The organism is Streptomyces sp. CB09001 (genome assembly GCF_003369795.1).
Classification (GTDB): domain Bacteria; phylum Actinomycetota; class Actinomycetes; order Streptomycetales; family Streptomycetaceae; genus Streptomyces.
In genome coordinates this window covers 7,181,302-7,205,154 of the sequence record NZ_CP026730.1, presented here as the reverse complement: position 1 = coordinate 7,205,154, position 23,853 = coordinate 7,181,302, and the positions used below count along the sequence as shown (strand labels likewise).

Sequence of the window (23,853 nt, the reverse complement as noted above, 5' to 3'; positions counted from 1 at the left end):
TCCGCTCGCCCGTACCGGCATTTCCCCGGCCGCCCCGGCCGGTCCGGCTCCGCTCACTCACACCCGTCCCCCGGGGGGAGAGTCATCATGGCTTCCACCACCACGTCCGGCGCGCCCGCGCAGGCCGGCCGCGCCGGCAGCGGCACCTGGACGGTGATCCTGTGCTGGATCACCGTCCTGCTGGAGGGCTACGACCTGGTCGTCCTCGGCGCCATCATCCCCACCCTGCTCAAGACCCACCATCTCGGCATGACCGCGGGCGACGCGACCACCATCGCGACGCTCTCGCTGGTGGGCGTCGCGATCGGCGCGGTCTGCGTCGGTCCGCTGGCCGACCGGCTGGGCCGGCGCCGCCTGCTCATCGGCTCGGTCGTGCTCTTCTCGGTCCTCACGATCGTGGTGCCGCTGGCGAACTCCGTCGCGATGTTCGCCGCGCTGCGCCTCCTCGCCGGTCTGGGCCTGGGTGCCTGCATGCCGGTCTCGCTCACGATGATGGCCGAGCACATGCCGGCCAGCCGCCGGGCGCGGGCCAGCACCCTGACGATGACCGGCTACCACACCGGTGCGGTGATCACCTCGCTGCTGGCGCTGCAGGTGACCGACAACTGGGAGATCCTCTTCTACCTGCTCGGCGTCGTCGGCCTGGTGATCGCCGCGATCCAGTGGTTCAAGCTGCCGGAGTCGGCGGCATTCGAGCGAGCCAGGCAGGACGGGGCGCAGCGGGTGCCGTTCACCGAGCTGCTCAAGCCGGCGTACCTGCGCGCGGGCATCGGCATCTGGGTCGCCTCGTTCATGGGCCTGCTGCTGGTCTACGGCCTCAACACCTGGCTGCCCAAGCTGATGAACGACGCGGGCTACCCGGTGCCGACGGCCGTGACCCAGCTCCTGGTGCTCAACATCGGCGGCGTCGTCGGCCTGGTCGTCGGCGGGTACGTCGCCGACCGGCGGGGCATCAAGGGCACCACCATGGTCTGGTTCGCCGTCTCGGTGCTCATGCTGGGGTGTCTGAGCATCAGGATGGAGAGCGACCTGCTGCTCAACGTGGTCGTCTTCTTCACCGGAGTGTTCGTCTTCTCGGCCATGGTGCTGGTCTACGCCTATGTGACGCACTACTACCCGGCGTCCGTGCGCAGCACCGCGCTCGGCTCCGCGTCCGGGATCGGCCGGATCGGCTCGATCGTCGGCCCGTCGATCACCGGCGCGCTGGTCGCGTCGGGGGTCGGTCACCCGTGGGGCTTCTACTTCTTCGCCGCGGTGGCGGTCCTCGGCTTCCTGGCCGTGCTGACGCTGCCGCGCGGCGGCGGGGGCGAGCCGGCCGGGACCGCGGCGGCCGCGCCGCCCGCCGCGCCGGCCGGGTGATGTCCTGAGGACATGAGGAACGGGAGCAGCGGGCCGCGCGGCCCGCTGCTCCCGTCGGTGTCCGGGGGCCTGTGTATCAGTCCTTGTCGACCTTCTGGCTCAGCACCTTGCCGTTCGCCGCGTCGACGTCGACGGTGGTCTTGTTCCAGTTGCTCTTGTCGACCACGTCGACGCCCCAGACGACCTGCTGGTCGTCGTTGTCGCCGAGTTCGACGTGGGTGACGGTGCCCTTGGCCTTGGCGGTGGCCGCCTTGACCGCCTGCTCCGGCGTCTGCTTGGCCTTGTCCAGCCACTCGGTGATCTGGGTCTTGTCGTCGGGGTCCTGGTCCGGGTCGACCATGGTGCGGAAGACCTTGCCGCTCACGGCGTCGATGTCGATGCGGTGCAGGGTGCCGTCGGACTGGGCGACCTTGGCCTCCCACTCCGGAGCGCCCTCACTGGGCGCCGGGTTCGGCATGCTGGGGCTCGCCGATCCGGTCGGCGAGCCGGACGGCGACGCGGTGGCGTCGGCCTCCGTGCGCTTGAGTTCGAGGTCCACGAGTTTGCCCTCGGGGACCTCCTTGACGGCGGTGTCGGCGGCCTTGTCCCAGGTGACCTTCGTCGCCGAGACGAGCTCCTTGCGCTGGGTCTGGTCCTCGTTCATCGAGGCCGACGGGGAGCCGGAGGGGGACGCGGACGCGGTGTCGGTGGCGGAGGGTGATTCGGTCTGGGCCGCCTCCGCGACGCTGGAACGGGTCGTATCGGCGTTCGTGCAGGCCGTCAGCAGCAGGACGGAGGCGCCAAGGGCGCCGGTCACGGCCAGCGAACGCAAGGTGGGAAGTCGTCGTGCAGAGCTCATGATGCTGTCCGTAACCGCTCCGTCACGCAGACACACCGGACCGGTATGAGAATCACCCTATTGGCTTCAGTGGGCCCGTACGAACTCCACCCGGCCGCCTCCCGCGGCGGTCACCGGGCATCGGGGCAGCGTCCGGATCCCGCCCCTTTCCAGCCACTCCCGGTACGCGGTGGACTGCCGGGCGACCTCCCAGTACGCGTCCTCCAGGGCAGGGAAGACGGCGTCCAGCTCGGCCCGGGTGCGGGCGGCCAGCAGCAGGCGCACGCCGAGCGGGTCGCCGTACAGGCGCCGCACCGCCATGTCGGGGCGGGACTGGGAGCTGGGCTGGCAGACCGTGACGACCTCGCCGGTGGCGACCAGGGAGGCGGCGGTGTGGTAGTCGCCGTGCAGCACCCGGGGGTTGAGGCCGACGGCGCGCAGCATGCGGTGCACGCCGTCCCATTCACCGTCGACGGTGGGGTCGACCATCCACCGGTCGTCGGCGAGGTCGGCGAGCCGGACGACGGGCCGGACGGCCGCGGGGTGGTCGGCGGGCAGCATGACGAACTGCGGTTCTCGCTCGACCAGCACGCGCAGCCGCAGGCCCTCGGGGATGTGCAGCGCACAGCCCTCGACCTCGTGCACGAAGGCGACGTCGAGCTGCCCGTCGGCCACCCGGCGCAGCAGCGCGTTGGCGGAGACGTCCATCTGCAGGGTCGGTTCCAGTCCCGGCCGTCTGAGCCGGCGCAGCCAGCCGGCCAGGGCCCGGCTGGCGGTGGAGCCGACCCGCAGCCTGCTGTCCCCGCCGGCCGCGGCGGCGCGGGCCTCGAGGACCAGGGTGCTCATGTCGGCCAGCAGCGGACGGGCCCGGCCGAGCACCGTCCGGCCGAGCGGGGTGGGGCGGCAGCCGGTGCGCGCCCGGGTGAACAGCGGTCCGCCCAGGGCCTGTTCGATGCGGGTCAACTGGGTGCTCAACGTGGGCTGTGCGACACCCAGTTGGCGTGCCGCCCGGTGCAGGCTGCCGGCGTCGGCGATGGCGCACAGTGCGCGTAGGTGCCTCACCTCGAGCTCCATGCAGGGAGCGTAAGGCGGAACAGTTGGTTGCGCCAGGTGAACAAAACGCGGCGGATCAGGGCGAGTTCTGCACTCTGGTCAAAGCCGCGACGAGTGGCCGGACGGCGGGTGATAGCCCGGCCCTATCACCTGTTGCCATCATCACAGGGGGCTCATGGGCGCCCCACACTCACCGATGACGACTTCTCCCCACTCCCCCACTCAAGGAGTCATCGATGCCTATCACCCTGCCCCTGCTGTCCACCGCGGTCGGTCTCGGCCTGACGGCGGCCGTGCTCGGCACCGGCCCCGCCGCGACGGCCGCGGCGCCCCAGGAGCCGGTCAGAGCCGCCCAGCTCGGCTACCAGCCCTCGGCCGGCTCGGGCGAGGACGCGGCCGCCAACCGCGCGTTCTTCGAGGCGGTCGTCAAGTCCGTCGCCGAGAAGCGCGCCGCCAACCCGTCCGCCGCCGCGGCCGTCACCGTCTACTACAGCGCCACCAACGCGCCGAGCTTCCGTTCGCAGATATCCCGCTCGGCCCAGATCTGGAACGGCTCGGTGTCCAACGTGCGGCTCGCGGAGTCGAGTTCCGGCGCGGACTTCGCGTACTACGAGGGCAACGACTCGCGCGGCTCGTACGCCTCCACCGACGGGCACGGCAGCGGCTACATCTTCCTCGACTACCGGCAGAACCAGCAGTACGACTCGACCCGCGTGACCGCCCACGAGACCGGGCACGTGCTCGGCCTTCCGGACCACTACTCCGGGCCGTGCAGCGAGCTGATGTCGGGCGGCGGCCCCGGCCCGTCCTGCACCAACCCCTACCCGAACTCCACCGAGCGCAGCCGGGTGAACCAGCTGTGGGCCAACGGCTTCCAGGCCGCCCTCGACAAGGCGCTGGAGAAGGCCTCCCAGCGCTGACGTTCTGGCGGACACCGTGTGGGCGGCCCGGGCGGGCCGCCCACACGTGTGTCTCCGGGGACGCCGAGCTCAGGGGTGCCCGACGGCGGGCAGCGCGGCGCGCACGGCCCGGTGGACGGCCCGGGCGAGCCGGGCGCCCCACTCGGAACGGGGTCCCGCGAAGGCGTGCACCTCGGCGCCCCCGCCCGGGGTCCGGGCGGCGACGCACACCGCGTCGGTGGGGGTGCCGGAGCAGTCGAGACCGGCGTCGAGCAGCGCCTGGACCTTGGCCTCGGTCGCCGTCATCACCGCGTTGACCAGCGCGGCGTCGCTCAGTGCGACGGGCAGCGCGGCGACGATGTTGATCGTCCCCGGCGGCACGGTCCCGGCGGCGCCCTCGTCCGGCGCGGCCGCCCAGCCCCGCACCGAGATGCCGGCGGTCGCCACGGCCTCGGCCCCGCCGTCCCGCGCCCGGCCGTGGGCGGACACGTCGGCGGCCGTCATCAGGCCCACTCCCGGCCCGCGGGCCCCGGCGGCACGGGCCAGGTCGGCCAGGTGCCGTGCGGGGTCGGTGCGTCGGTAGCCGTGGGCGACCTGGGCGTTGAGCACCCACGCGCGCTCCCCGGTCCCGCCGCCCAGCACGGCGCTGCTGACCATCCGCCAGCCCGGACCGGGGCGCCACAGCAGGGCGTGCAGCCGTTCGCCGTCCTCCACCCGGGCCAGGTGTTCCGGGGCCGGCATGCGGTCGGCTCCGGTGCGGGGCGGCGGCAGGAGGGCGGGCACGGGTCTTGGGCTCCCAGCGGTGATCGGCGCAGGTCTGAGGCGGGCCGGACGATCGTACTCGGGGCCGGTGTTCCGGCGGCCGGCCGGCCGGTCCGTCGCGGGGCGCATTGCGGACCCGGGTCCGGGCACCTTCACTGAACACAACTTCGCCACCAGGCGACGGATCGGAGGCCGCGATGCTGTCCCACACCCTGGAGCATGGGGTCCTGGTCATCACGGTGGACCAGGACCCGGGTATCGCCGGGCGGGCCACGCTGACCACGCACATCACCAACCTGGTCGACGCCCATCAGCCGACCCCCGTCGTCATCGTCCTGACCGAGCGGGCGGGTGGCCACGCCGCGGTCAGCGCGGTGCTCCGGGCCCATCAGTGGTGCGGCCGGCTCGGTGTCCTGATGTCCGTCGTGACGCACAGCGCGCCCGTCCGGCGGCTGCTGGAGGACAACGCCGACTCCTCGGGACCGCGCCTGGTGGTGCACGCCCGCGTCGACACCGCGATCAGCACCGCGTTCACCGCCGCGGCCTAACGCCCGTGGCGGAGTTCCGCCGCGGGCGACGGCGGCCGCCGCTACTGCTGTCCGAGCCAGAGGTCGGGGCCGAAGACCTCGTAGTGGATGGCCTCGGCGGGCACCCCGCGGCGCAGCAGGTCGCCGCGGACCGCGCGCATGAAGGGCACCGGACCGCACAGGTAGACCGTGAGGTCCGCGGGCAGGTCGAGGCCGGTCAGGTCGGCGCGGCCGGTGGACGCCTCCGGCGCCCGGTCGCCGGGCTCCTCGTACCACAGGTGGAGCCGGGCGTCGGGCAGCGTGCGTATCAGGTCGAGCTGCTCCTGCCGGTGGGCGTGGTGGTCGGGGGTGCGGTCGGCGTGCACGACGGTGACCGGGCGGGTGGCGCCGGCGGCGGCCAGGTGGTCGAGCATCGAGAGCATCGGTGTGACGCCGATACCGGCGGAGGCCAGCAGCAGCGGACCGTCGTGCTCCGCCAGGGCCAGGTCCCCGGCCGGCAGCGACACGTTGAGCAGCTCGCCCTTGCGGGCGTTCGCGTACAGCCAGGAGGAGACCTCGCCGTCCGGCTGTCCGTCGCCCCGGACGCGCTTGACGGTGATGCGCCAGTCGGACCGGCCGGGCGCTGCGGAGAGGCTGTACTGGCGGATCTGCCGGGCGCCGTCGGGCAGTTCGACCTGGACGCTGACGTACTGACCCGGCCGGAACGGCACGACGGGACGGTCGTCGGCCGACCCCAGTACGAGCGAGACCGCATCGGCGCTCTCCTCGACCCGGTCGAGGATCTCCATGGGGCGCCAGACGTCTCCCTGCGCGACGCCCTTCTCGGCGTAGAGGCGGGCCTCCAGGGCGATGAGCGCGTTGGCCATCAGCCAGTAGACCTCGTCCCAGGCCCGGGCGACCTCGGGGGTGACGGCGTCACCGAGCACGTCGGCGACGGCGTCCATGAGGTGCCGGTGGACGATCGTGTACTGGTCGGGGGTGATGCCGAGCGAGGCGTGCTTGTGCGATATGCGCGAGAGCATCACGTCGGCACGCTCGTCCGGGTTCTCCAGCAGCAGGCCGGCGAACGCGGCGACCGAGCCCGCCAGGGCCCGCTGCTGCTCGCCGTTGGCCTGGTTCCCCCGGTTGAACAGGTCCCGCAGCAGCTCCGGGTGGGCGTCGAAGAGCTTGCGGTAGAACAGGTCGGCGATGTCGCCGATGGCCGATCCGACGGCGGGAAGAGTGGCTCGAACCACGGGAACGGACTGTTCGGAGAGCACAGCGACTCCTTAATTGGTAGATGATATTCGTGTTTTGGGTCACAGCTCGACGGCCTTCCGGGACCGCCGCCCGTCATCCCGAGGGGCGGCCCGTCAGGCCGATCAGGACCGGGCCGGTCGGCGAGGCCACCAGGTCGGTCACGGTCAGCGGGTCGAGCGCGGCGTAGAACGCCTCCCGGGCGTCGCGCAGCGCATGGCGCAGCCGGCAGGCTCCGCGGAGCGGACACGGACTGTCGCCCTCGCAGTCGACCACCTCGGCATCGCCTTCGAGTTCGCGCACCAGCCAGCCCACGGATGCGTGCCGACCCAGTTCGGTCAGGGTCAGCCCGCCGCCGCGACCGCGTCGCGCCTCCACCACACCCAAGTGCTGCAGGCGGGTGATGGCCTTCGCCGCGTGCGTGTAGGGCACACCGACGACCTCGGCCACCTCCCGGGTGGCCAGTGGTTCGTCACCGTCTCTCACGACCGCCAGGCGCATGACCGAACGCAGCGCCAGGTCGGTGAACTTCGTCAGCCGCACACCAGGAAGCTATCAAATGCGCATGCTAGATTCGCCTTTACCCGGGGTACTGAGCCTGTGCGGTGCGTCACTGGACCGGCCAGCCCCGGCACGGACCGCTCAACGGGGCGGCGTACGGGCACGGTTGAGCACACGGAACGGTGGCACCTGATGGCAGCGGAAGACGGCGGCTCCCCGGGCACTGCGGGCCCTCCCCTCCCCCGGGTGCTGTGCGACACGGCGGAACTCCTGTCCCTGGACGGCGACGCGGCGGCCGGCGCCCTGTGGAGGCTGGCGGAACCCGGACGGCAGCTCGACGCCAACGTCGTGCGCCTCCCCGCCGGCGGCCGGGTGGACACCCACACCGAGCCCGACCTCGACGTCATGCTCCTCGTCCTCGGGGGTGCGGCCCGCCTCGACTCCACCGACGGCGAGCATCCCCTGCGCGCGGGCGTCCTGACCTGGCTGCCGCACGGCTCGACCCGGGCCGTCCTCGCCGGGCCGGACGGGGTGACGTACCTGACCGTGCACCGTCGGCGGCCCGGCATGCGCATCCAGCCGCCGGAGGCCGCCGACCGGCTGCGGCGGTCCCTCGGCGACGGCGACGCCTGATCAGGCCGTGGGCGACGCCGGAGGACCGGCGGTCTCCGCGCGCGCGAGGGCCCGCAGCGCCGTGTCGTCCGCACTGCCCGGCCGCGGGAAGTACACGTACAGCACGTGCCCTTCGGGGCCGGCGAGGGCGAACGTCTCGAAGTCGAGGGAGAGGATCCCGACGCCGTCGACCGCGAGGCGCTTGCGGCCCGTCACGCGGTCGTACACGTCGTGGGAGTCCCACCGGGCCCGGAACGTCTCGCTGCGCTCGCGCAGGGCCGCCACGAACCCGGCGAGCTCCGCGGGCCTGGCGGCCGCGGTGGTGCGCAGCCCCGCGACCGCCTGGCGGCCGATCTCCTCCCAGTCCGGGTACACCTGCCGGGCCCGCGGGTCGAGGAAGGTGAACTCGACGAGGTTGTGTCCCGGGCTCCACGCCGGGTTGACGCGGTGTGCGAGAGCGGTGGCGGCCAGGACGTCACGGCGGGGACCGACGACGAAGGCGGGCAGGTCGGACCAGCGCTCCAGCAGGACCCGCACCCCCGCACGGACGGTGTCGGCCGGGGCCGTCGCCCTGTCGTTCGCGGGTGCCAGGGACGGCGCGACCAGGGACCAGAGGTAGGTCCGCTCGGTGTCGTCCAGGCGCAGCACGTCCGCCAGGGCCTGGAGGATTTCGCGGGAGGGATGCCGGTCCCGGCCCTGCTCGATACGGCTGTAGTAGGAGGGGCTCACCCCGGCGAGCAGCGCCAACTCCTCGCGGCGCAGGCCCTTGACCCGCCGCCGCGTGTTGTCGACGACGCCCGCGGAGGCGGGGTCGATCCGCTCCCGGCGGCTGCGCAGGAAGGAACCGACCGGATTGCCGTCGGTGTGGTCGTCACGGGACATCGGGCCGACTGTACCGGGTCTCGGACCACCTGCGACGACGCCGCCGGCAGACCCTCCGGGGGCCACCCTCGAGGAGGTGTGGCACCGCCACCCGGCGTCCGGCTGCAATGGAGGCATGAAGAATCGAACCACCGCACTGGACGACGAACCGGCCCGCAGCTCCGGCGCGTCCGGGGGAACGCCGGTCTGGCTGATCACCGGATGCTCGGGCGGCCTGGGGCGTGCCCTTGCCCGGCACGCCCTGGAGCGCGGCGACCGGGTCGCCGTCACCGCCCGTGACACGGCGGGTGTCGCCGCCCTCGTCGACGCCTACGGGGACCGCGCGCTCGCCCTCCGCCTGGACGTCACCGACCCGGCCTCGGTCGCCGCCGCCGTCGAGAGGGCCGAGCAGGAGTTCGGACGCATCGACGTCCTGGTCAACAACGCCGGATACGGCTACCTCGCCGCCGTCGAGGAAGGCGAGGACGCCGCGGTGCGCACCCTGTACGACACCAACGTGCACGGCGTGGTCACCGTCCTGAAGGCCGTCCTGCCCGGCATGCGGGCGCGCCGCTCGGGGCGGATCGTGAACGTCTCCTCCTTCGGCGGTCTCGCGGCCTTCGCGGCGACGGGCCACTACCACGCGACCAAGTTCGCCCTCGAGGGACTGTCCGAGTCGCTGGCCGCGGAAGTCGCCCCGCTCGGCATCGCGGTCACCATCGTCGAGCCAGGGGGCCTGCGCACGCAGTGGGCCGGAACGTCGATGCGGCAGTCGCCGACGCGGCTCCCGGACTACGAGCGGACCGCGGGCAGACGCCGGGCCGCCACCCTGGCGGTCTCCGGCCGCCAGCCCGGCGACCCCGTACGCGCCGCCGCCGCGATCGCCACCGCCGTGGACGCCGCGACGCCGCCGCTGCGGCTCCTGCTCGGTTCGGACGCGCTCGCCGGCGCCCGCGCCCGCCTGGAGCGGCTGCGGCACGAGATCGACGCCAACGAGGCCCTCACCCGCAGCACCGACCTGGAGCGGACGTCCTGAACCGAGGCCCCGCTCACCGTGCCTCGGCACGCAACTCCGTGAGGGACCGCGCCGTCAGGGGGCGCGGCTCCGCGTCCGGGTCGACGAGTACGACGGTGCAGGCGGCCGCATGGGTGAGGGCGCTGGTGAAGCTGCCGTCGGCGAACTGGGCCAGCGGGCCGCGCGGGGAGCGGCCGACGGCGACCGTGCGGGCCCCCACCTCGGCGGCGTGCCGGGCCAGGGCTCGGCCCGCGGCGGCCTGGTCGCCGACGCCGGTGAGGATCTGGCCGGTGGCGGCCACCCCGAGGGCACCGAGCCGGTCGAGGTGCGCGGTGACGGCGGCCCTCGCCCGGTCGTCGGTCTCGGTGTCCGCGGCCTGTTCCTCGACGACGGCGGTCCGCCGTACGTGGACGACCTCGAGCGGGCTCGCGGTGTCGCGGGCGAGGCGGGCCGCGGCGTCCACGACGGCGGCGGCCTCGCGGTGGGCGCCGACGGCGACGACCACGGGGGGCGCGTCGGACGCGGCCGGGGCTCCGACGGGGGTGAGCGCCGGGGCCACGGGCTCTCCCTCGCCGGCGTCCGTCTCGGCCCGCCGGAGCAGTCGGTGGCCGCTGGCCAGGACGGGGACGGCGAGGAGGAAGGTGGCGGCGCCCAGGTAGAAGGGGACGCTCAGGTCAGTGGCGTCGGCGAGCTTTCCGGCGACGTAGGGGGCCAGCCCGCCGCCGATGAAGCGCAGGAAGCCGTACGCGGAGGAGGCCACGGGGCGCTCGACCGGCGAGACGAGCATGACGGCCTGCGTGGTGAGGGTGTTGTTGATGCCGATGAAGGCGCCGCTGACGACGACCGCGACGATCACGGTGGTGGGGTCGGTGACGCCGGCGGCTATGACGGCCATGACGACGGCGAGGCCGAGCAGGTTGGCGTAGAGGACGGGCGCGGTGCCGTAGCGGGCCTGCAGTCGGGGGGCGAAGAAGACGCTGAAGGCGGCGACCAGCAGTCCCCAGCCGGTGAAGACCAGGCCGAGTTCGTGGGCGTTCAGCTCCATCGGGTACGGGGCGTAGCCGAGCATGGTGAAGAAGCCCCAGTTGTACAGCAGGGCCATGATGCCCATGGTGAGCAGGCCGCGGTGGCGCAGGGCCTTCAGCGGAGCGAGCGGTGAGGTGACCTTCTTGGGCCTGGGCAGGTCGGGGACGAAGGCGAGGGTGGCGATCAGGGCGACGGCCATCAGGGCGGCGACGCCGAAGAAGGGACCGCGCCAGCTGATGCCGCCCAGTTCGCCGCCGAGCAGCGGGCCGACGGCGATGCCGAGCCCCAGGGCGGTCTCGTAGAGGATGATCGCGCCGCTGAAGCCGCCGCTGGCCGAGGCGACGATGACGGCGAGGGAGGTGGCGATGAACAGGGCGTTGCCCAGTCCCCAGCCGGCCCGGAAGCCGACGATGCCGTTGATGGAGCCGGTGGCGCCCGCCAGGGCGGCGAAGACGACGATGACGGCGAGGCCGGTGACCAGGGTGCGCTTGGCGCCGATGCGGCTGGAGACCCAGCCGACGAAGAGCATGGCGACGGCGGTGACGATCAGGTAGCTGCTGAACAGCAGGGAGACCTGGCTGGGAGTGGCGTCGAGGCTCTCGGCCAGCGCCGGCAGGATCGGGTCGACCAGGCCGATGCCCATGAACGAGATGACGCAGGCGAAGGCGACCGCCCAGACGGCCTTCGGCTGCCGGAAGGGACTGGCGGCCTTTCCACGGGGTGCGCTCATGCGGGGTCTTCCTCCGAGGTGTGCTGACGGTGGTGGATGACCCGGGCCAGCGCCAGGAGCGCGGTGGTGGTGGCCTGCCGCTCCGGCCCGGTCATGTCCTCCATGAGCTGCTGGAGGGCCCGGGCACGCTCGGCGCGCCGCCGGTCCAGGACCTCGAGGCCGGTGGACGTCACGGCCACGAGCACACCGCGGCCGTCGCTCGCGTCGGCGGTGCGCCGGGCCAGGCCCGCCCGCTCCAGGCGCGTGACGAGCTGGGTCATGTTCGGCTGCGAGACGCCCTCGGCCCTGGCCAGCTCGGTCAGCCGCTGCGGGCCCTCGCGGCTCAGCCTGGCCAGCGTCGAGGAGGCGGCGGTGCTCAGACCGCCGGTCCGGGCACTCTGCCGCACGTAGCGGATCATCTGCTCCACGGCGATGATCAGGTCGTCCGGGCCCTCCGACGAGGTGTCCATAAGCGCATTATGCATTTAGATGTAGTGCGAAACAAGATGGGCCGTGGCGGCCTCCTCCCTTTTGCCTCCGGCCACCGCCGGGCACTCGTCAGAGGAACGAGGGAGGAAACGGCATGGACGACTGGCGCGGCTTCGCTCAGCAGATGGCCTCGCTGGCCCGCGATCTGCTGGCCCAGGAATCGCTGAACGACACGCTCGAACGGATCACCGCCTCGGCCACGGAACTGGTGGCGGACTGCGACGCCGCCGGCATCCTCATCCTGCGGGGCGCCAAGGTGCAGTCACTGGCACCCACCGAGCAGGTGGTGATCGACAGCGACGAGTTGCAGGGGCGCGTCGGAGAGGGGCCGTGCTTCGACGCCGCTCGCAGCTCCACGGGGGAACGCCAGTTCCGGATCGCCGACTTCACCGACGAGGCAGGACGCTGGCCCAGGTACGTCCCGGAGGCGCGCAAGCTGAAGCTCGGCAGCATGATGGGTTTCCTGCTGTTCACCGAGGACGAGGACCTCGGCGCGCTGAACATGTACTCCTACCGGCCCGGCGCGTTCACCGAGGCCGACGAGACGGCCGGCTGGCTCCTTGCCTCCCACGCGGCGGTCGCCTTCTCCAGCGCCCGTACGCACGCCCAGCTGCAGGAGGCGATCGGCACCCGGCACACCATCGGGGAGGCCATGGGCATCCTCATGGGCAGACACCACCTCTCCGAGGACCAGGCCTTCACCACGCTGCGCCGGTACTCCCAGAACCACAACGTCAAACTCCGGGAGGTGGCGGCACGGGTCTGCGAACGAGGCGGCCTGCCCTGAAACAACAGACAGAAGATGAACGAGTTTCCGCTCTTTCAGATCACGAACCCTCGTATAGTGATCGTCAGTTGAGTGCCGTGTGACAGCCCTCGGCTCGCACGCGCCCCGTTGGACGACACGAGGGCCGCTCCGGCGGCCAGGCGAGGACCCGATTGATGACCGCGCCCGCCCGCCCCGGCGACCGCCCCACTTTCCGCGCCCTCGTGGCAGTGGCCCTGCCGTGCGCCGTCGTGTCGGCGCTGGCCGTCGCCGGGGCCGTCGCCGCCGCGCCCTCCTCGGTACGCCTTCCGCTCGGACTCGGCGCCGGTGCTGCGGCGATCCTGCTCTGCGCGGCACTGACGGCGGCCGTGCACGCGGTCCGCGCGGCACGGGCCACCCGCCGCCTGCTGACGGCCGCCCGGGCCGGGGCGGATGCCGAACGGACCCGGGCCGCGGCCACGGCCGAGCGTGAACGGGACACCCTCGTCGCCGAGTTCACGCGCGAACGGGAGCGGCTCGCCGAGCAGCGGGACCGGGAAGTGGCACGGCTCGCCGAGCAGCGGGACCGGGAGGTGGCACGGCTCACCGAGGAGACGGCGCGGCTGGGCGCGCGCCTCGAGCAGGCCACCGGCGAGCGGGCCGCCGCCGTCTCCGCGACCGCCAACGCGGCCGGCCGGATGCAGGCGCTGGCCACCGGCATGCTCGCGGACCTGCGGGCCATGGAGGAGCGGCACAGCGACGAGGCCGTCCTCGCCGACCTGCTCCACCTCGACCACCGCACCGCACAGGCGGGCCGGATCGCCGACTCCGTCGCCGTCCTCACGGGCGCCCGCTCCGGCCGCCGTTGGGCGCGTCCCATCGGCATGGAGTCCATCCTGCGCGGCGCCATGGGCCGGATCGCCGGCTACCAGCGCGTGCGCGTGCACTCCACCAGTGACGCCGCGGTCGCCGGGCACGCCGCCGAGGGCGTCATGCACGCCCTGGCCGAACTCCTGGACAACGCCGCCAACTTCTCCCCTCCGACGGCGGAGATCCACGTGTACGTGGAGGCGGTGCCGGCCGGTGTCATCGTGTCCGTGGAGGACAGCGGGCTGGTGATGGGCGAGGTGCAACTGCGCCGGGCCCAGCAGGCGGTGGCCGGTGAGACGGCGGGGCTCGGCGGTCTGACCGGCACCCGGCTGGGCCTGGCCGTGGTGGGGCGGCTGTCGGCCAAGTACGGGCTGAAGGTGTCCTTCCGGCCGTCCGCGCGCGGAGGTACGGGCGTACTGATGCTCGTCCCCCAGGACATCCTGAGCGGTCCCACCGCGCCCGCCGCGCCGGGGGCGGCCCCGGCGACGACTCCGGCGGTCCGGGACGACCGGCGACACACCCCCGCGCCGTCCGCGGCCGAACTCGCCGCGGCCGACGTGGCCCCCGAGCCGCCGCCCGTCCACGATCTCGCGGACCAGGACCAGGAGCGGCCCCGACAGGAGCGGGCCCGACAGGGGCAGGGCCGGGACCGGGACCGGGACCGGGACCGGCAAGGAGTGGACCAGGAGCCGGAGCCGGACCGGGAGTTGGACCGGTCCGCCGAGGAACTGCCCAAGCGTCGTCGTGGCCGTACCCTCGCCGCCGCCGAACGCGCCCGCGCCGCCACCCGGGCCGCCGAGCCGCGCGCCACGGCGTCCGCCGACGACGCGAAGACCCGCGCGGCCCGCTTCAGCAGTTTCCGCCAGGCCGTGCGGACCACCGCCGGCACCGACAGCACCACCTCCGAACCGGCCGAGACGGCTCCCGACCTCCCGTCCCACTCATCCGCGCACCCGGAAGGCGACACCACTTCATGACCGGCTCGACCACCGCCGACGAGAAGCTCACCTGGCTCATCGAGGGCCTCCTGGAGCGCACGCCGGGCGCGCGGCACGCGCTCGTCCTCTCCCGCGACGGACTCAAGCTGTGCCGCACCCCGGAACTCTCCGTCGACCAGGCCGACCAACTGGCCGCCATCGCCGCCGGCATCCAGTCGTTGTCCCACGGTGCCTCCGTGGAGTTCGGCGACGGCAGTGGCGGGGTGCGTTCGGCGATGACCGAGTTCTACGGCGGGATCCTGTTCATCGTGGAGGCCGGCGAGGGCGCGCACCTCGCCGTGGTCACCTCCGAGGACGCGGACGCGGGACTCGTCGGACACCACATGAGCGAACTCATCGAGCAGCTCGGCGAGCACCTCACCGCGCGGCCGCGCACCTCATGAGCCGCCCCGGCAGGGACGACGCGCCCGACCGGCTGTACACCGTCACCCAGGGACGCAGCAGCTCGGGCCCCGACAACCCCTTCGACCTGGTCACCCTCGTGGTCGCCGAGTGCGCGCCGACGCCCGGAATGCAGTCCGAGCACACGGCGATCCTTCGGCTGACCGAGGCCCCCACGGCCGTCGTGGAGATCGCCGCCGAGCTGCGGCTTCCGGTGAGCATCACCAAGATCCTGCTCTCCGACCTGCACGCCGCCGGCCGGGTGAGCGCACGCCACCCGTACACGGCAGCCGTCCCCGATCCCGACATCCTGGAGCAGGTGCTCGTTGGACTCCGCAATCTCTGACGCCCGTACCCCGGCGAGCGCCCCGGACCGCACCCCGCTGGGCGCGGCCGCCGACAACGGTCTGAAGATCGTGGTCGTGGGCGGCTTCGGCGTCGGCAAGACGACCATGGTCCGTTCGGTCAGCGAGATACGTCCCCTCAGCACCGAGGAGACGATGACGCAGGCCGGCGAGACGGTCGACGACATCAGCGAGGTGCGCGGCAAGTCCGCGACGACCGTCGCCTTCGACTTCGGCCGCATCAGCCTCGACGCGCGCAACGTGCTGTACCTGTTCGGCGCGCCCGGCCAGGAGCGGTTCTGGTTCCTGTGGGACCGGCTGTTTTCGGGCACGCTCGGCGCGGTGGTCCTCGTGGACACCCGGCGCATCGACGACTCCTGGTACGCGATCGACCGCCTGGAGCACCACGGCACGCCGTTCATCGTGGCCTGCAACGACTTCGGCGGCCCGAAGCATCCGCCCGAGGCGGTCCGCGAGGCCCTCGACCTGGATCCGCGGGTGCCGCTGGTCTCCTGCGACGCCAGGTCCCGGGAGTCCAGCAAGCAGGTGCTGATCACGCTGGTCGAGCATCTCCAGGCCCACTACGCCGGTCCCTCCGCCCGGCCCCGACAGGAGTTCGCGTGAGCACCGACGCCCACGACGCCCCGGGCGCCGTACCGCTCGCCGGCCCCCGTTTCCAGACCGAACCCGCCCTGCTGTACCGGCAGATGCGGCGCGAGCACGGTGCCGTCACGCCGGTGGTGCTGGACGGCGACGTACCGGCCTGGCTGGTGCTCGGGTACCGCGAGCTGCACCAGGTGACCGGCGACCCGGTGCTGTTCAGCCGGGACTCGGACCTGTGGAACCAGTGGGAGAACATCCCGGACGACTGGCCGCTGCTGCCGATGATCGGCCGCAAGCAGCCGTCGATCCTGTACACGGTCGGCGAGCGGCACCGCGAGCGCGCCGCGATGATCAGTGACGCGCTGGAGGCCGTCGACCCGCACCTCCTGCGCGGTCACGCCGAACGGTTCGCCGACGAACTCGTCGACCGGCTGTGCGCGAAGGGCGCCGCCGACCTCGTCGGCGACTACGCGATGCTGCTGCCGGTCCGGGTCCTGGCCCGCCTGTACGGGTTCCCCGACGAGCAGGGTCCGGCACTGGTCACCGCGCTCAACGACATGATCGACGGCAGGGAGCGGGCCCTGGCGGGCCAGACGCACCTCGCCACCTCGATGGCGCGGCTGCTGGCGGACCGGAAGGCGGCGCCCGCCGACGACGTCGCCTCCCGGATGCTGGCCGACGAGAGCGGCTTCACCGAGGAGGAAATCGCCCAGGACCTGATGGTGATGATGGCCGCGGGCCACCAGCCGACGGCGGACTGGATCGGCAACTCGCTGCGCCTGATGCTGACCGACGACCGCTTCGCCGCCTCCCTCTTCGGCGGGCGCAACAGTGTCGCCGAGGCCATGAACGAGGTGCTGTGGGAGGACACGCCCACGCAGAACGTGGCCGGCCGCTGGGCCGCCCGGGACACCCAGCTCGGCGGGCGCCGCATCCGGGCCGGCGACCTGGTGCTGCTCGGGCTGCAGGGCGCCAACTCCGACCCGCAGGTCCGCACCGACGGTTCCGCGCTCACCGGCGGCAACAACGCGCACTTCTCCTTCGGCCACGGCGAGCACCGCTGCCCGTTCCCCGCGCAGGAGGTCGCCGAGGTGATCGCGCGCACCGGCATCGAGGTCGTGCTCGACCGGCTGCCGGACATCGACCTGGCGGTGCCCGCCGGGTCCCTCACCCGTCGCCCCTCGCCCTGGCTGCGGGGGCTGACCGAGTTGCCCGTGCGGTTCACCCCGACCACTGCCCTGGGAGGCACGTCAGCATGACGACCGGCACCGAAGAAGCCCGGATCCCGCTGGACCCGTTCGTCACCGACCTGGACGGCGAGAGTGCCCGGCTGCGCGCGGCCGGACCGCTCGCCGCCGTGGAGCTGCCGGGCGGCGTGCCCGTGTGGGCGGTCACGCACCACGCGGAGGCCAAGGCCCTGCTCACGGACCCCCGGCTGGTCAAGGACATCAACGTGTGGGGCGCCTGGCGGCGCGGCGAGATCCCCGCCGACTGGCCGCTCATCGGGCTGGCCAACCCGGGCCGCTCGATGCTCACCGTGGACGGCGCCGAGCACCGCCGGCTGCGCACCCTGGTGGCGCAGGCGCTCACGGTCCGCCGGGTGGAGCACATGCGCGGGCGGATCACCGAGCTGACCGACCGGCTGCTCGACGAGCTGCCCGCGGACGGCGGCGTCGTCGACCTCAAGGCCGCCTTCGCCTATCCGCTGCCGATGTACGTCATCGCCGACCTGATGGGCATCGAGGAGGCGCGGCTGCCGCGCCTGAAGGAGCTGTTCGAGAAGTTCTTCTCGACGCAGACCCCGCCCGAGGAGGTCGTGGCGACCCTCACCGAACTGGCCTCGATCATGGCCGACACGGTCGCCGCGAAGCGCGCGAACCCCGGGGACGACCTGACGAGTGCCCTGATCCAGGCGTCCGAGGACGGCGACCGCCTCACCGACGCGGAGATCGTCTCCACCCTCCAGCTGATGGTGGCCGCCGGACACGAGACGACGATCTCGCTCGTCGTGAACGCCGTGGTCAACCTGTCCACCCACCCCGACCAGCGGGACCTGGTGCTCTCCGGCAAGGAGGAGTGGTCCGCGGTGATCGAGGAGACGCTGCGCTTCTCGACGCCGACCTCGCACGTCCTGATCCGGTTCGCGGCCGAGGACGTCCCGGTCGGCGACCGGGTGATACCCGCCGGGGACGCGCTCATCGTCTCGTACGGCGCGCTGGGTCGCGACGAGGGGGCACACGGTCCGACGGCGGACCGGTTCGACATCACCCGCACGTCCGGGAACCGGCACATCTCCTTCGGCCACGGCCCGCACGTGTGCCCCGGTGCGGCCCTGTCCCGGATGGAGGCGGGCGTGGCGCTCCCGGCCCTGTACGCCCGCTTCCCGCACCTGGACCTGGCGGTGCCGGCCACGGAGCTGCGTAACAAGCCGGTGGTCACCCAGAACGACCTCTTCGAACTGCCGGTCAGGCTGGCCTGACCCCGCCCGGCCGCGGCCCGGTCCCCCACCCGCGGGGCGTTTGCATCCCGCCCCGCGGGTAACTCCGGCATTCCGGACACCGATCCCCGGGAGTCGCCATGTGGAAGCGCAAGGGCAGGAAGGACCGCCGGGCCGCCAAGCCGGTCCCCATGGAGCTGTGCGACCTGTGCGCCAGGGTCTTCCCCGAGGACGAGTCCGTGACGGGCTACGTACCGGACTCGTCCGCGGTGCACGCCACCAACGAGTGGTTCGACGGGCTGCGGCTCATCACCGCGTGCTCGGACGACCACTTCGACGTGATCAAGGACGGGTACGCGCACCGGCCCTTCGTGGACGAGGAGCTGTGGGCGGCCAAGCTGACCCGGGCGCTGACCACCGGCCCGCCGGCCCTCTCCATGGACCAGCTCGGCTGCCGGACGGGCCTCCAGGAGCCCCAGATCCGTGCGGCCGTCGCCTGGCACAACGAGCGCATGCGGGAGGCCCAGCAGCGCAGCGACCCCTGACGTCGGCGGGCCCTGACGTCGGCGGGCCCTGACGTCGACGATCCCCGGCGTGGGATCGCCGAGGTCAGCGCGGCGGCCGTACCCCGTGCACCCGGTACGGCTCCGCGTCGGCCCACCTCACTTCCAGGCCGAGGCCGGGCCGCGAAATGTCGGGCCGCAGGGCCCCGCCCTCGGGCGACGGGGCGCCGTCGAACAGCAGCCGCTCGACGCGCACGTGGTCGTGGAAGTACTCCAGGTGCCGCAGCCGGCGCACGGCGCAGAAGGCGTGGGCGGACACCGCGGGCGCGCAGTGCGCGGACAGGTCGAGGTGCCGGGCGGCGGACAGCCCCGCGACCTCCAGCACACCCGTGACGCCGCCGCACCGGGTGACGTCGGCCTGGAGGCAGTCGACGGCCGGTCCCTCGGTGAGGTTGGCGAAGTCCTGCGCGGTGAAGGCGTACTCGCCCGCGGTGATCTCCAGCCTCGCCGGGCCCCGCTCGCGCAGCATCCGCAGCCCTTCCAGGTCGGCGGAGGCGACCGGCTCCTCGAACCAGCGCACGTCCCACTCGTCGTGGAACCGGTGCGCCCAGTACAGGGCCTCCTTGCGGCCGAGCGCCCCGTTGGCGTCGGTGAACAGCTCGGGCCCGTCGCCGACCGCCCGGCGTACGGCCCTCAGGCGCCGCGGGTCGGCCTCCGGGTCCCGCGAGGTCTTCAGCTTCACGCGCCTGATGCCCTCCTGAACCCATCCGGCGAGCTGGTCGGTGAGGCGGTCCAGGGGGTAGTTGGTGAAGCCGCCGCTGCCGTAGACGGGCACCCGGTCGTGGTGGGCCGGCAGGAGGTGGACCAGCGGCAGACCCAGCAGCCGTGCCTTGAGGTCCCACAGCGCCACGTCGACGGCGGACAGGGCCATCGCCCCCACGCCCGGACGGCCGGCGTAGCGCATCCGCGCCCCCATCCGCTCCCACAGCGCGGGCGGCGAGGAGACCGGCCGGCCCTCGACGACGGGCGCGAGCACGGACCGCACGAAGGACGCCGCCGACACGTCCCCGTAGGTGTATCCGAGGCCGGTGCGGCCGCCGGCGTGCACGCGCACCAGGACCAGGGTCGTGGCGTCCCACTCCAGGGTGCCGTCCTGCTCTCGGCCCCCGGGACCGTCGGTGGGCACCTCGAAGGCGTGCACGTCGACCGCGTCGACCACGCACTCGTCCAGTACCCGTGCGTCCGGGCCGGTCAGCGACGCCATCGCGCACTCCTCGCCTTCGCGTACCGGGGCCGGTTCCCCACTCCGTCCGGTCCATGCGCGGGCCGTCCGGGTCAACCGACGTTTGTCCGGGTGCGGGCCGGGTCACTCAGTTCCCCGTCGCGAGCCATCGAAAGGACGCCCGAGGAGCACCCGTGAACCGGTTGTGGCGGCCGTTCCACCGTGTGTGGGACTGGCTGGCCGCGTCCGCCCTGGTCCGGCGCGGCCGGGACCTGGAGCTGATGCACAGGGCCATGGGCTTCGCCACCCTCGCCCTGGTCACGCTGGCACCGCTGCTGATCGTGGTGGCGGCGGCCGACCCGCTGGGGCGTGGGGGCTTCGCCTCGTGGCTGGCCGACGGCATGGGCCTGTCCGGGCGGTCGGCCAAGGTGCTGACCGACATCATCAGCCCGCCGACCAAGGTCGTCGGCACCACGAGCGTGTGGGGCGGAATCCTGCTCGGCGTGTTCGGCGTGTCCTTCGCGGCGAGCGTCCAGAACGGTTACGAGCGCATCTGGGAACTGCCCTCGGGCCCGTGGCACCGCATCTGGCGCCAGATGACCTGGGTGGTCCTGCTGACCGCCTACCTCTACCAGGAGGTGCAGACGCGGACCGCGCTGCACGGTACGGCGCGGATCGCGCTGTCGACCGCCAGCGGCATGCTGTTCTTCTGGTGGGGCCAGCACTTCCTGCTGGGCGGCCAGGTCCGCTGGCGCGACCTGCTGCCGGGGGCGTTCGCCACGATGGTGGGGCTGATCGGCCTGCGCGGCTTCTCGTACCTCTTCTTCACGCCGCTGATCCTCGACAACGCGTTCAGCTACGGCGCGGTCGGCATCGTGCTGGTGGTGGAGTCCTGGCTGATCGGCGTCGGGTTCGTCGTCTTCGGCGGCGCGATGGTCGGGCACTGGTTCTGCGAGCACCACTGGTGGGCGCGGAACATCGACCGAAGACCGCCGGACTGACGGTCAGCAGGCGCGCCGGCGCAGGCCCCCGGCCAGGGCCGCGGCGACCGCCCCGGTCGCGGCCGTGGCCAGGGCCAGCGGCCGGCGGTTGCGGGATATCCAGAACTGGACGCTGCGCGGATGGGCCTCGTCGTCGAAGATCCCGTGTGCGCCGTAGTCGTCGGGGGCGGTGTCGTCCGGCGGCTTCCAGAGGTTGACGGGCCGCGACGGGTCGACGGGCTCGTCCGTCTGCTGCCCGTCGTAGCCGGTGCGGGCCAGGTAGCGGTCGAGAAGGCCCGGGGCGAACTTCTGGCCCAGCAGGGTGGCGACGGTGGAGCCCCCGACCCAGTACACGCGCCGCTCGGGATGGTCCGCGGCGTGCAGCACGGCACGGGCGGCCACCTCGGGCTGGTAGACGGGGGCCACCGGGCGGGGATGGCGGGGCAGCCGGGTGAGGACCCAGCTGAACTGGGGCGTGTTGAGCCCGGGCATCTGCACCATCGTCACCCGCACCCCGCTGCGGTCGTGCAGCAGCTCGCAGCGCAGCGACTCGGTGAACCCCTGGATGGCGTGCTTGGCCCCGCAGTAGACGGCCTGGAGGGGGACGCTGCGTTCGGCCAGGGCCGAGCCGACCTGGACGATGGTGCCTCGGTCGCGCGGCGTCATGCGCCGCAGGGCTGCCTGGGTGCCGTGGACGAAGCCGAAGTAGGTGACCTCGGTGGCCCGCCTCAGCTCCTCGGGCCGGATCTCCGGCACGGGCGCGAAGACGGTCGAGAACGCGGCGTTCACCCAGACGTCGATCGGGCCGAGTTCCTCCTCGACCCGGCCGGCCGCCTCGTCCACGGCCGCCGCGTCGGCGACGTCCACGACCAGCGGCAGCGCCCGCCCGCCTGCCTTCTCGACCTCCTCGGCCGCCCGCCGAAGGGCGTACTCGCCCCGCGCGAGCAGGGCCACCGCGGCCCCGCGGGCGCCGAAGGCCCGGGCGGTGGCCCGGCCGACGCCGCCGGTCGCGCCGGTGACGACGACGACCTCGGTGCCCTTCGTCCCCCGGTGCCGGGTGCCGCTCACTTCCTGCCCCGGCCGGGGAGGTGCCCGGCGTACTCGGTGAGCTTCTGGCGTACGCCCTTGGTGGCGATCCCGGTCAGCTCCGGGTCGTGCAGCGCCGCCTTGATGGCCTTCTTGCCCTGGTCCTTCATGATGTGCGGCGGGATCGGCGCGATCTCCGCGTCGACCTTGAACTCCAGGACCACCGGCCGGTCGGCGGCGAGCGCCTCGTCCCAGGCGGAGCCGACCTTCTTGGGGTCGGCGCAGACGATGCCCTTGAGGCCGAGGAGCTCGGCGTAGGCGGCGTAGGGGACGTCGGGGATGTCCTGGGAGCCCGGGTACTTGGGGTCGCCGGCCATGGCGCGCTGCTCCCAGGTGACCTGGTTGAGGTCCTGGTTGTTGAACACGCAGAAGATGAGCGGTGCCGACCCGGACAGGCGGTCCAGATAGCGCTTGACGGTGATCATCTCGTTCATGCCGTTCATCTGGAAGGCACCGTCCCCGATGAAGGCGATCACCGGACGCTCGGGGTACGCGAACCGCGCCGCGATGGCGTACGGCGTCCCCGGGCCCATCGTGGCCAGGGTGCCGGAGAGCGAGGCCTGCATGCCGTCGCGCAGCAGGAGGTGGCGCGCCCACCAGTTGGTGCCCGAACCGGAGTCGGCCGTCAGGATGACGTCGTCCGGCAGCCGCGGGGAGAGTTCGGCGGCGACGGCCTGGGGGTTGATGGTCTTGCCGAAGTGCTCGCCCGCCCAGCGGTCGCACAGGTCGTGCCACTCCCGGACGTCCTTCTCGATCTTCTCCCGCCAGCCCCGGTCCGCCTTGCGCTGGAGCATCGGGATCAGGGCGCGCAGGGTCTCCCGGGAGTCGCCGACGAGGTGGGCGTCCATGGGGTAGCGGATGCCGATCATGCGGCCGTCGATGTCGATCTCGACGCCCCGGGCCTGCCCCTCCTCGGGCAGCCACTCCGAGTACGGGAAGCTGCTGCCGACCATGAGCAGGGTGTCGCAGCCCTGGATCATGTTGTCGCTGGCCTTGCTGCCCAGCAGGCCGATGGGGCCGGTGACGTAGGGCAGGTCGTCGGGCAGGACCTGGCGGCCGAGCAGGGCCTTGGCGACGCCGGCGCCGAGCAGTTCGGCGACCTCCTTCACCTCGGCCTCCGCGTTCGCCGCGCCCTGGCCGACGAGCATCGCGACCTTGTTGCCCGCGTTGAGCACGTCGGCGGCCTTGCGCAGCTCGTCGAGGTCGGGCAGCACCCGCGGCCTGCTCCAGCCGACGCTGGAGAAGACGGAGCCGTGCTCCCTGGGCGGGGAGGGCTGGGCCTCCTCCTCCTGGATGTCGCCCGGGATGATGACGGTGGCGACGCCCCGGGTGGTCAGCGCGGTCTTGAAGGCCCGGTCGATGACGTGCCGGGCCTGGCCCGGGTGCACGACCATCTGGCAGTACTCGGACACGTCCGCGAACAGCTGGTCGAGGGCGATCTCCTGCTGGTAGTGGGTGCCCAGCGACAGCCGCTTCTGCTGGCCCACCACCGCCACCACGGGCTGGTGGTCGAGCTTGGCGTCGTACAGGCCGTTGAGCAGGTGGACGGCGCCCGGCCCCGAGGTGGCGACGCAACAGCCCACCTCGCCGGTGAACTTGGCGTGGCCGCAGGCCATGAACGCGGCCATCTCCTCGTGCCTGGCCTGGATGAACTCGGGGTCGCCGTCGGCCCGGTCGAAAGCGCCGAGCAGACCGTTGATGCCGTCGCCCGGATAGCCGTACACCCGCTGGACGCCCCACTCGGACAGGCGCTGGAGCACATAGTCGGCGACTTGGGTCATGGGGCTCTCCCAGGCGTGCGGGGACGACGGTCGGTGT

25 protein-coding genes are annotated in these 23,853 nt (G+C 72.9%); 14 read left to right on the top strand and 11 right to left on the bottom strand.

All coding sequences use genetic code 11. The features are described from left to right. Positions 1–87: 87 nt before the first annotated feature. A complete protein-coding gene (locus tag C4J65_RS33100) occupies positions 88–1,359 on the top strand; it encodes an aromatic acid/H+ symport family MFS transporter (protein WP_115745747.1) in 1,272 nt (423 codons plus the stop codon). A gap of 76 nt (positions 1,360–1,435) precedes the next feature. Here C4J65_RS33100 and C4J65_RS33095 read toward each other — a convergent pair whose 3' ends face one another. Both C4J65_RS33095 and C4J65_RS33090 read right to left on the bottom strand, forming a co-directional pair. Then, the gene (locus C4J65_RS33095) at positions 1,436–2,197 is read right to left on the bottom strand and encodes a PepSY domain-containing protein (RefSeq protein WP_115745746.1); all 762 of its coding nucleotides are present in this window, start codon (positions 2,195–2,197) and stop codon (positions 1,436–1,438) included. A gap of 66 nt (positions 2,198–2,263) precedes the next feature. Continuing rightward, on the bottom strand, positions 2,264–3,250 hold the full coding sequence (locus C4J65_RS33090; protein WP_115745745.1) for a LysR family transcriptional regulator: 987 nt from the start codon (positions 3,248–3,250) through the stop codon (positions 2,264–2,266). Between the two features lie 215 nt (positions 3,251–3,465). Between C4J65_RS33090 and snpA the strand changes: the two genes are divergently transcribed. After that, a complete protein-coding gene (snpA, locus tag C4J65_RS33085; protein WP_115745744.1) occupies positions 3,466–4,149 on the top strand; it encodes a snapalysin in 684 nt (227 codons plus the stop codon). A 69-nt stretch (positions 4,150–4,218) separates the two neighbouring features. Here the strand turns inward: snpA and C4J65_RS33080 are convergent, their stop codons facing one another. Continuing rightward, on the bottom strand, positions 4,219–4,911 hold the full coding sequence (locus tag C4J65_RS33080) for an adenosylcobinamide amidohydrolase (protein ID WP_115745743.1): 693 nt from the start codon (positions 4,909–4,911) through the stop codon (positions 4,219–4,221). A 176-nt stretch (positions 4,912–5,087) separates the two neighbouring features. On the opposite strand from C4J65_RS33080, the gene C4J65_RS33075 reads away from it, so the two are divergent. Next, positions 5,088–5,438: a hypothetical protein gene (locus C4J65_RS33075; RefSeq protein WP_115745742.1), complete on the top strand. Its 351-nt coding sequence runs from the start codon at positions 5,088–5,090 to the stop codon at positions 5,436–5,438. A gap of 41 nt (positions 5,439–5,479) precedes the next feature. Here the strand turns inward: C4J65_RS33075 and C4J65_RS33070 are convergent, their stop codons facing one another. Beyond that, positions 5,480–6,676, bottom strand: coding sequence for a globin domain-containing protein (locus C4J65_RS33070; protein WP_115745741.1), 1,197 nt, complete (start codon positions 6,674–6,676; stop codon positions 5,480–5,482). Positions 6,677–6,749: 73 nt separating this feature from the next. Further along, positions 6,750–7,196 carry a nitric oxide-sensing transcriptional repressor NsrR gene (nsrR, locus tag C4J65_RS33065; RefSeq protein WP_115745740.1) on the bottom strand — a complete coding sequence of 149 codons (447 nt, stop codon included), beginning with the start codon at positions 7,194–7,196 and terminating at the stop codon, positions 6,750–6,752. Positions 7,197–7,346: 150 nt separating this feature from the next. Between nsrR and C4J65_RS33060 the strand changes: the two genes are divergently transcribed. Then, on the top strand, positions 7,347–7,787 hold the full coding sequence (locus tag C4J65_RS33060) for a hypothetical protein (protein WP_115745739.1): 441 nt from the start codon (positions 7,347–7,349) through the stop codon (positions 7,785–7,787). Here C4J65_RS33060 and C4J65_RS33055 read toward each other — a convergent pair whose 3' ends face one another. Further along, positions 7,788–8,648, bottom strand: a complete 861-nt coding sequence (locus tag C4J65_RS33055; protein ID WP_115745738.1) for a helix-turn-helix transcriptional regulator — start codon at positions 8,646–8,648, stop codon at positions 7,788–7,790. It lies immediately after the preceding gene. Positions 8,649–8,763: 115 nt separating this feature from the next. Between C4J65_RS33055 and C4J65_RS33050 the strand changes: the two genes are divergently transcribed. Further along, entirely contained in the window at positions 8,764–9,663 is a 900-nt protein-coding gene (locus C4J65_RS33050; RefSeq protein ID WP_115745737.1) for an oxidoreductase, read from the top strand. Between the two features lie 13 nt (positions 9,664–9,676). Here the strand turns inward: C4J65_RS33050 and C4J65_RS33045 are convergent, their stop codons facing one another. Both C4J65_RS33045 and C4J65_RS33040 read right to left on the bottom strand, forming a co-directional pair. Further along, complete coding sequence (locus C4J65_RS33045) at positions 9,677–11,398, bottom strand: MFS transporter (RefSeq protein WP_115745736.1); 1,722 nt, start codon at positions 11,396–11,398, stop codon at positions 9,677–9,679. Continuing rightward, a complete protein-coding gene (locus tag C4J65_RS33040) occupies positions 11,395–11,847 on the bottom strand; it encodes a MarR family transcriptional regulator (RefSeq protein ID WP_240330575.1) in 453 nt (150 codons plus the stop codon). Before C4J65_RS33040 ends, C4J65_RS33045 begins: the two co-directional genes overlap by 4 nt. Before the next feature lie 113 nt (positions 11,848–11,960). Here C4J65_RS33040 and C4J65_RS33035 point away from each other — a divergent pair, with 113 nt between their 5' ends. From C4J65_RS33035 to C4J65_RS33000, 8 genes are all read left to right on the top strand, one after another. After that, the gene (locus C4J65_RS33035; protein ID WP_115745734.1) at positions 11,961–12,653 is read left to right on the top strand and encodes a GAF and ANTAR domain-containing protein; all 693 of its coding nucleotides are present in this window, start codon (positions 11,961–11,963) and stop codon (positions 12,651–12,653) included. A 155-nt stretch (positions 12,654–12,808) separates the two neighbouring features. Continuing rightward, the gene (locus C4J65_RS33030) at positions 12,809–14,458 is read left to right on the top strand and encodes an ATP-binding protein (protein ID WP_115745733.1); all 1,650 of its coding nucleotides are present in this window, start codon (positions 12,809–12,811) and stop codon (positions 14,456–14,458) included. Next, positions 14,455–14,862, top strand: coding sequence for a roadblock/LC7 domain-containing protein (locus tag C4J65_RS33025; RefSeq protein WP_003971722.1), 408 nt, complete (start codon positions 14,455–14,457; stop codon positions 14,860–14,862). The genes C4J65_RS33030 and C4J65_RS33025 overlap by 4 nt, the downstream gene beginning before the upstream one ends. After that, positions 14,859–15,206, top strand: a complete 348-nt coding sequence (locus tag C4J65_RS33020) for a DUF742 domain-containing protein (protein ID WP_115745732.1) — start codon at positions 14,859–14,861, stop codon at positions 15,204–15,206. Before C4J65_RS33025 ends, C4J65_RS33020 begins: the two co-directional genes overlap by 4 nt. Next, positions 15,187–15,828, top strand: coding sequence for an ATP/GTP-binding protein (locus C4J65_RS33015; protein WP_205351106.1), 642 nt, complete (start codon positions 15,187–15,189; stop codon positions 15,826–15,828). The genes C4J65_RS33020 and C4J65_RS33015 overlap by 20 nt, the downstream gene beginning before the upstream one ends. Continuing rightward, positions 15,825–17,066 (top strand): cytochrome P450, encoded by a 1,242-nt coding sequence (locus tag C4J65_RS33010; RefSeq protein WP_115745731.1) that lies wholly within the window; start codon positions 15,825–15,827, stop codon positions 17,064–17,066. The genes C4J65_RS33015 and C4J65_RS33010 overlap by 4 nt, the downstream gene beginning before the upstream one ends. Then, entirely contained in the window at positions 17,063–18,286 is a 1,224-nt protein-coding gene (locus tag C4J65_RS33005; RefSeq protein ID WP_115745730.1) for a cytochrome P450, read from the top strand. The genes C4J65_RS33010 and C4J65_RS33005 overlap by 4 nt, the downstream gene beginning before the upstream one ends. Positions 18,287–18,384: 98 nt before the next feature. Next, positions 18,385–18,789, top strand: a complete 405-nt coding sequence (locus tag C4J65_RS33000) for a hypothetical protein (protein WP_115745729.1) — start codon at positions 18,385–18,387, stop codon at positions 18,787–18,789. Positions 18,790–18,853: 64 nt separating this feature from the next. Here C4J65_RS33000 and C4J65_RS32995 read toward each other — a convergent pair whose 3' ends face one another. Further along, positions 18,854–20,011, bottom strand: coding sequence for an enolase C-terminal domain-like protein (locus C4J65_RS32995; RefSeq protein ID WP_115745728.1), 1,158 nt, complete (start codon positions 20,009–20,011; stop codon positions 18,854–18,856). Between the two features lie 152 nt (positions 20,012–20,163). On the opposite strand from C4J65_RS32995, the gene C4J65_RS32990 reads away from it, so the two are divergent. Beyond that, positions 20,164–20,970: a ribonuclease BN gene (locus C4J65_RS32990; protein ID WP_115745727.1), complete on the top strand. Its 807-nt coding sequence runs from the start codon at positions 20,164–20,166 to the stop codon at positions 20,968–20,970. Between the two features lie 3 nt (positions 20,971–20,973). Here C4J65_RS32990 and C4J65_RS32985 read toward each other — a convergent pair whose 3' ends face one another. Next, on the bottom strand, positions 20,974–22,017 hold the full coding sequence (locus C4J65_RS32985) for an SDR family oxidoreductase (RefSeq protein WP_115745726.1): 1,044 nt from the start codon (positions 22,015–22,017) through the stop codon (positions 20,974–20,976). After that, complete coding sequence (locus C4J65_RS32980; RefSeq protein ID WP_115745725.1) at positions 22,014–23,816, bottom strand: thiamine pyrophosphate-requiring protein; 1,803 nt, start codon at positions 23,814–23,816, stop codon at positions 22,014–22,016. Before C4J65_RS32980 ends, C4J65_RS32985 begins: the two co-directional genes overlap by 4 nt. Positions 23,817–23,853 lie beyond the last annotated feature (37 nt).

Coding starts and splice junctions, on each gene's coding strand:
- C4J65_RS33050 (WP_115745737.1), top strand. CDS start 8,764: ATGAAGAATCGAACCACCGCACTGGACGACGAACCGGCCCGCAGCTCC.
- C4J65_RS33100 (WP_115745747.1), top strand. CDS start 88: ATGGCTTCCACCACCACGTCCGGCGCGCCCGCGCAGGCCGGCCGCGCC.
- C4J65_RS33030 (WP_115745733.1), top strand. CDS start 12,809: ATGACCGCGCCCGCCCGCCCCGGCGACCGCCCCACTTTCCGCGCCCTC.
- C4J65_RS33040 (WP_240330575.1), bottom strand. CDS start 11,847: ATGGACACCTCGTCGGAGGGCCCGGACGACCTGATCATCGCCGTGGAG.
- C4J65_RS32980 (WP_115745725.1), bottom strand. CDS start 23,816: ATGACCCAAGTCGCCGACTATGTGCTCCAGCGCCTGTCCGAGTGGGGC.
- C4J65_RS33000 (WP_115745729.1), top strand. CDS start 18,385: ATGTGGAAGCGCAAGGGCAGGAAGGACCGCCGGGCCGCCAAGCCGGTC.
- C4J65_RS33020 (WP_115745732.1), top strand. CDS start 14,859: ATGAGCCGCCCCGGCAGGGACGACGCGCCCGACCGGCTGTACACCGTC.
- C4J65_RS33035 (WP_115745734.1), top strand. CDS start 11,961: ATGGACGACTGGCGCGGCTTCGCTCAGCAGATGGCCTCGCTGGCCCGC.
- C4J65_RS33090 (WP_115745745.1), bottom strand. CDS start 3,250: ATGGAGCTCGAGGTGAGGCACCTACGCGCACTGTGCGCCATCGCCGAC.
- C4J65_RS33005 (WP_115745730.1), top strand. CDS start 17,063: ATGACGACCGGCACCGAAGAAGCCCGGATCCCGCTGGACCCGTTCGTC.
- C4J65_RS33075 (WP_115745742.1), top strand. CDS start 5,088: ATGCTGTCCCACACCCTGGAGCATGGGGTCCTGGTCATCACGGTGGAC.
- C4J65_RS32995 (WP_115745728.1), bottom strand. CDS start 20,011: ATGGCGTCGCTGACCGGCCCGGACGCACGGGTACTGGACGAGTGCGTG.
- C4J65_RS33095 (WP_115745746.1), bottom strand. CDS start 2,197: ATGAGCTCTGCACGACGACTTCCCACCTTGCGTTCGCTGGCCGTGACC.
- C4J65_RS33045 (WP_115745736.1), bottom strand. CDS start 11,398: ATGAGCGCACCCCGTGGAAAGGCCGCCAGTCCCTTCCGGCAGCCGAAG.
- C4J65_RS33060 (WP_115745739.1), top strand. CDS start 7,347: ATGGCAGCGGAAGACGGCGGCTCCCCGGGCACTGCGGGCCCTCCCCTC.
- C4J65_RS33025 (WP_003971722.1), top strand. CDS start 14,455: ATGACCGGCTCGACCACCGCCGACGAGAAGCTCACCTGGCTCATCGAG.
- C4J65_RS33055 (WP_115745738.1), bottom strand. CDS start 8,648: ATGTCCCGTGACGACCACACCGACGGCAATCCGGTCGGTTCCTTCCTG.
- snpA (WP_115745744.1), top strand. CDS start 3,466: ATGCCTATCACCCTGCCCCTGCTGTCCACCGCGGTCGGTCTCGGCCTG.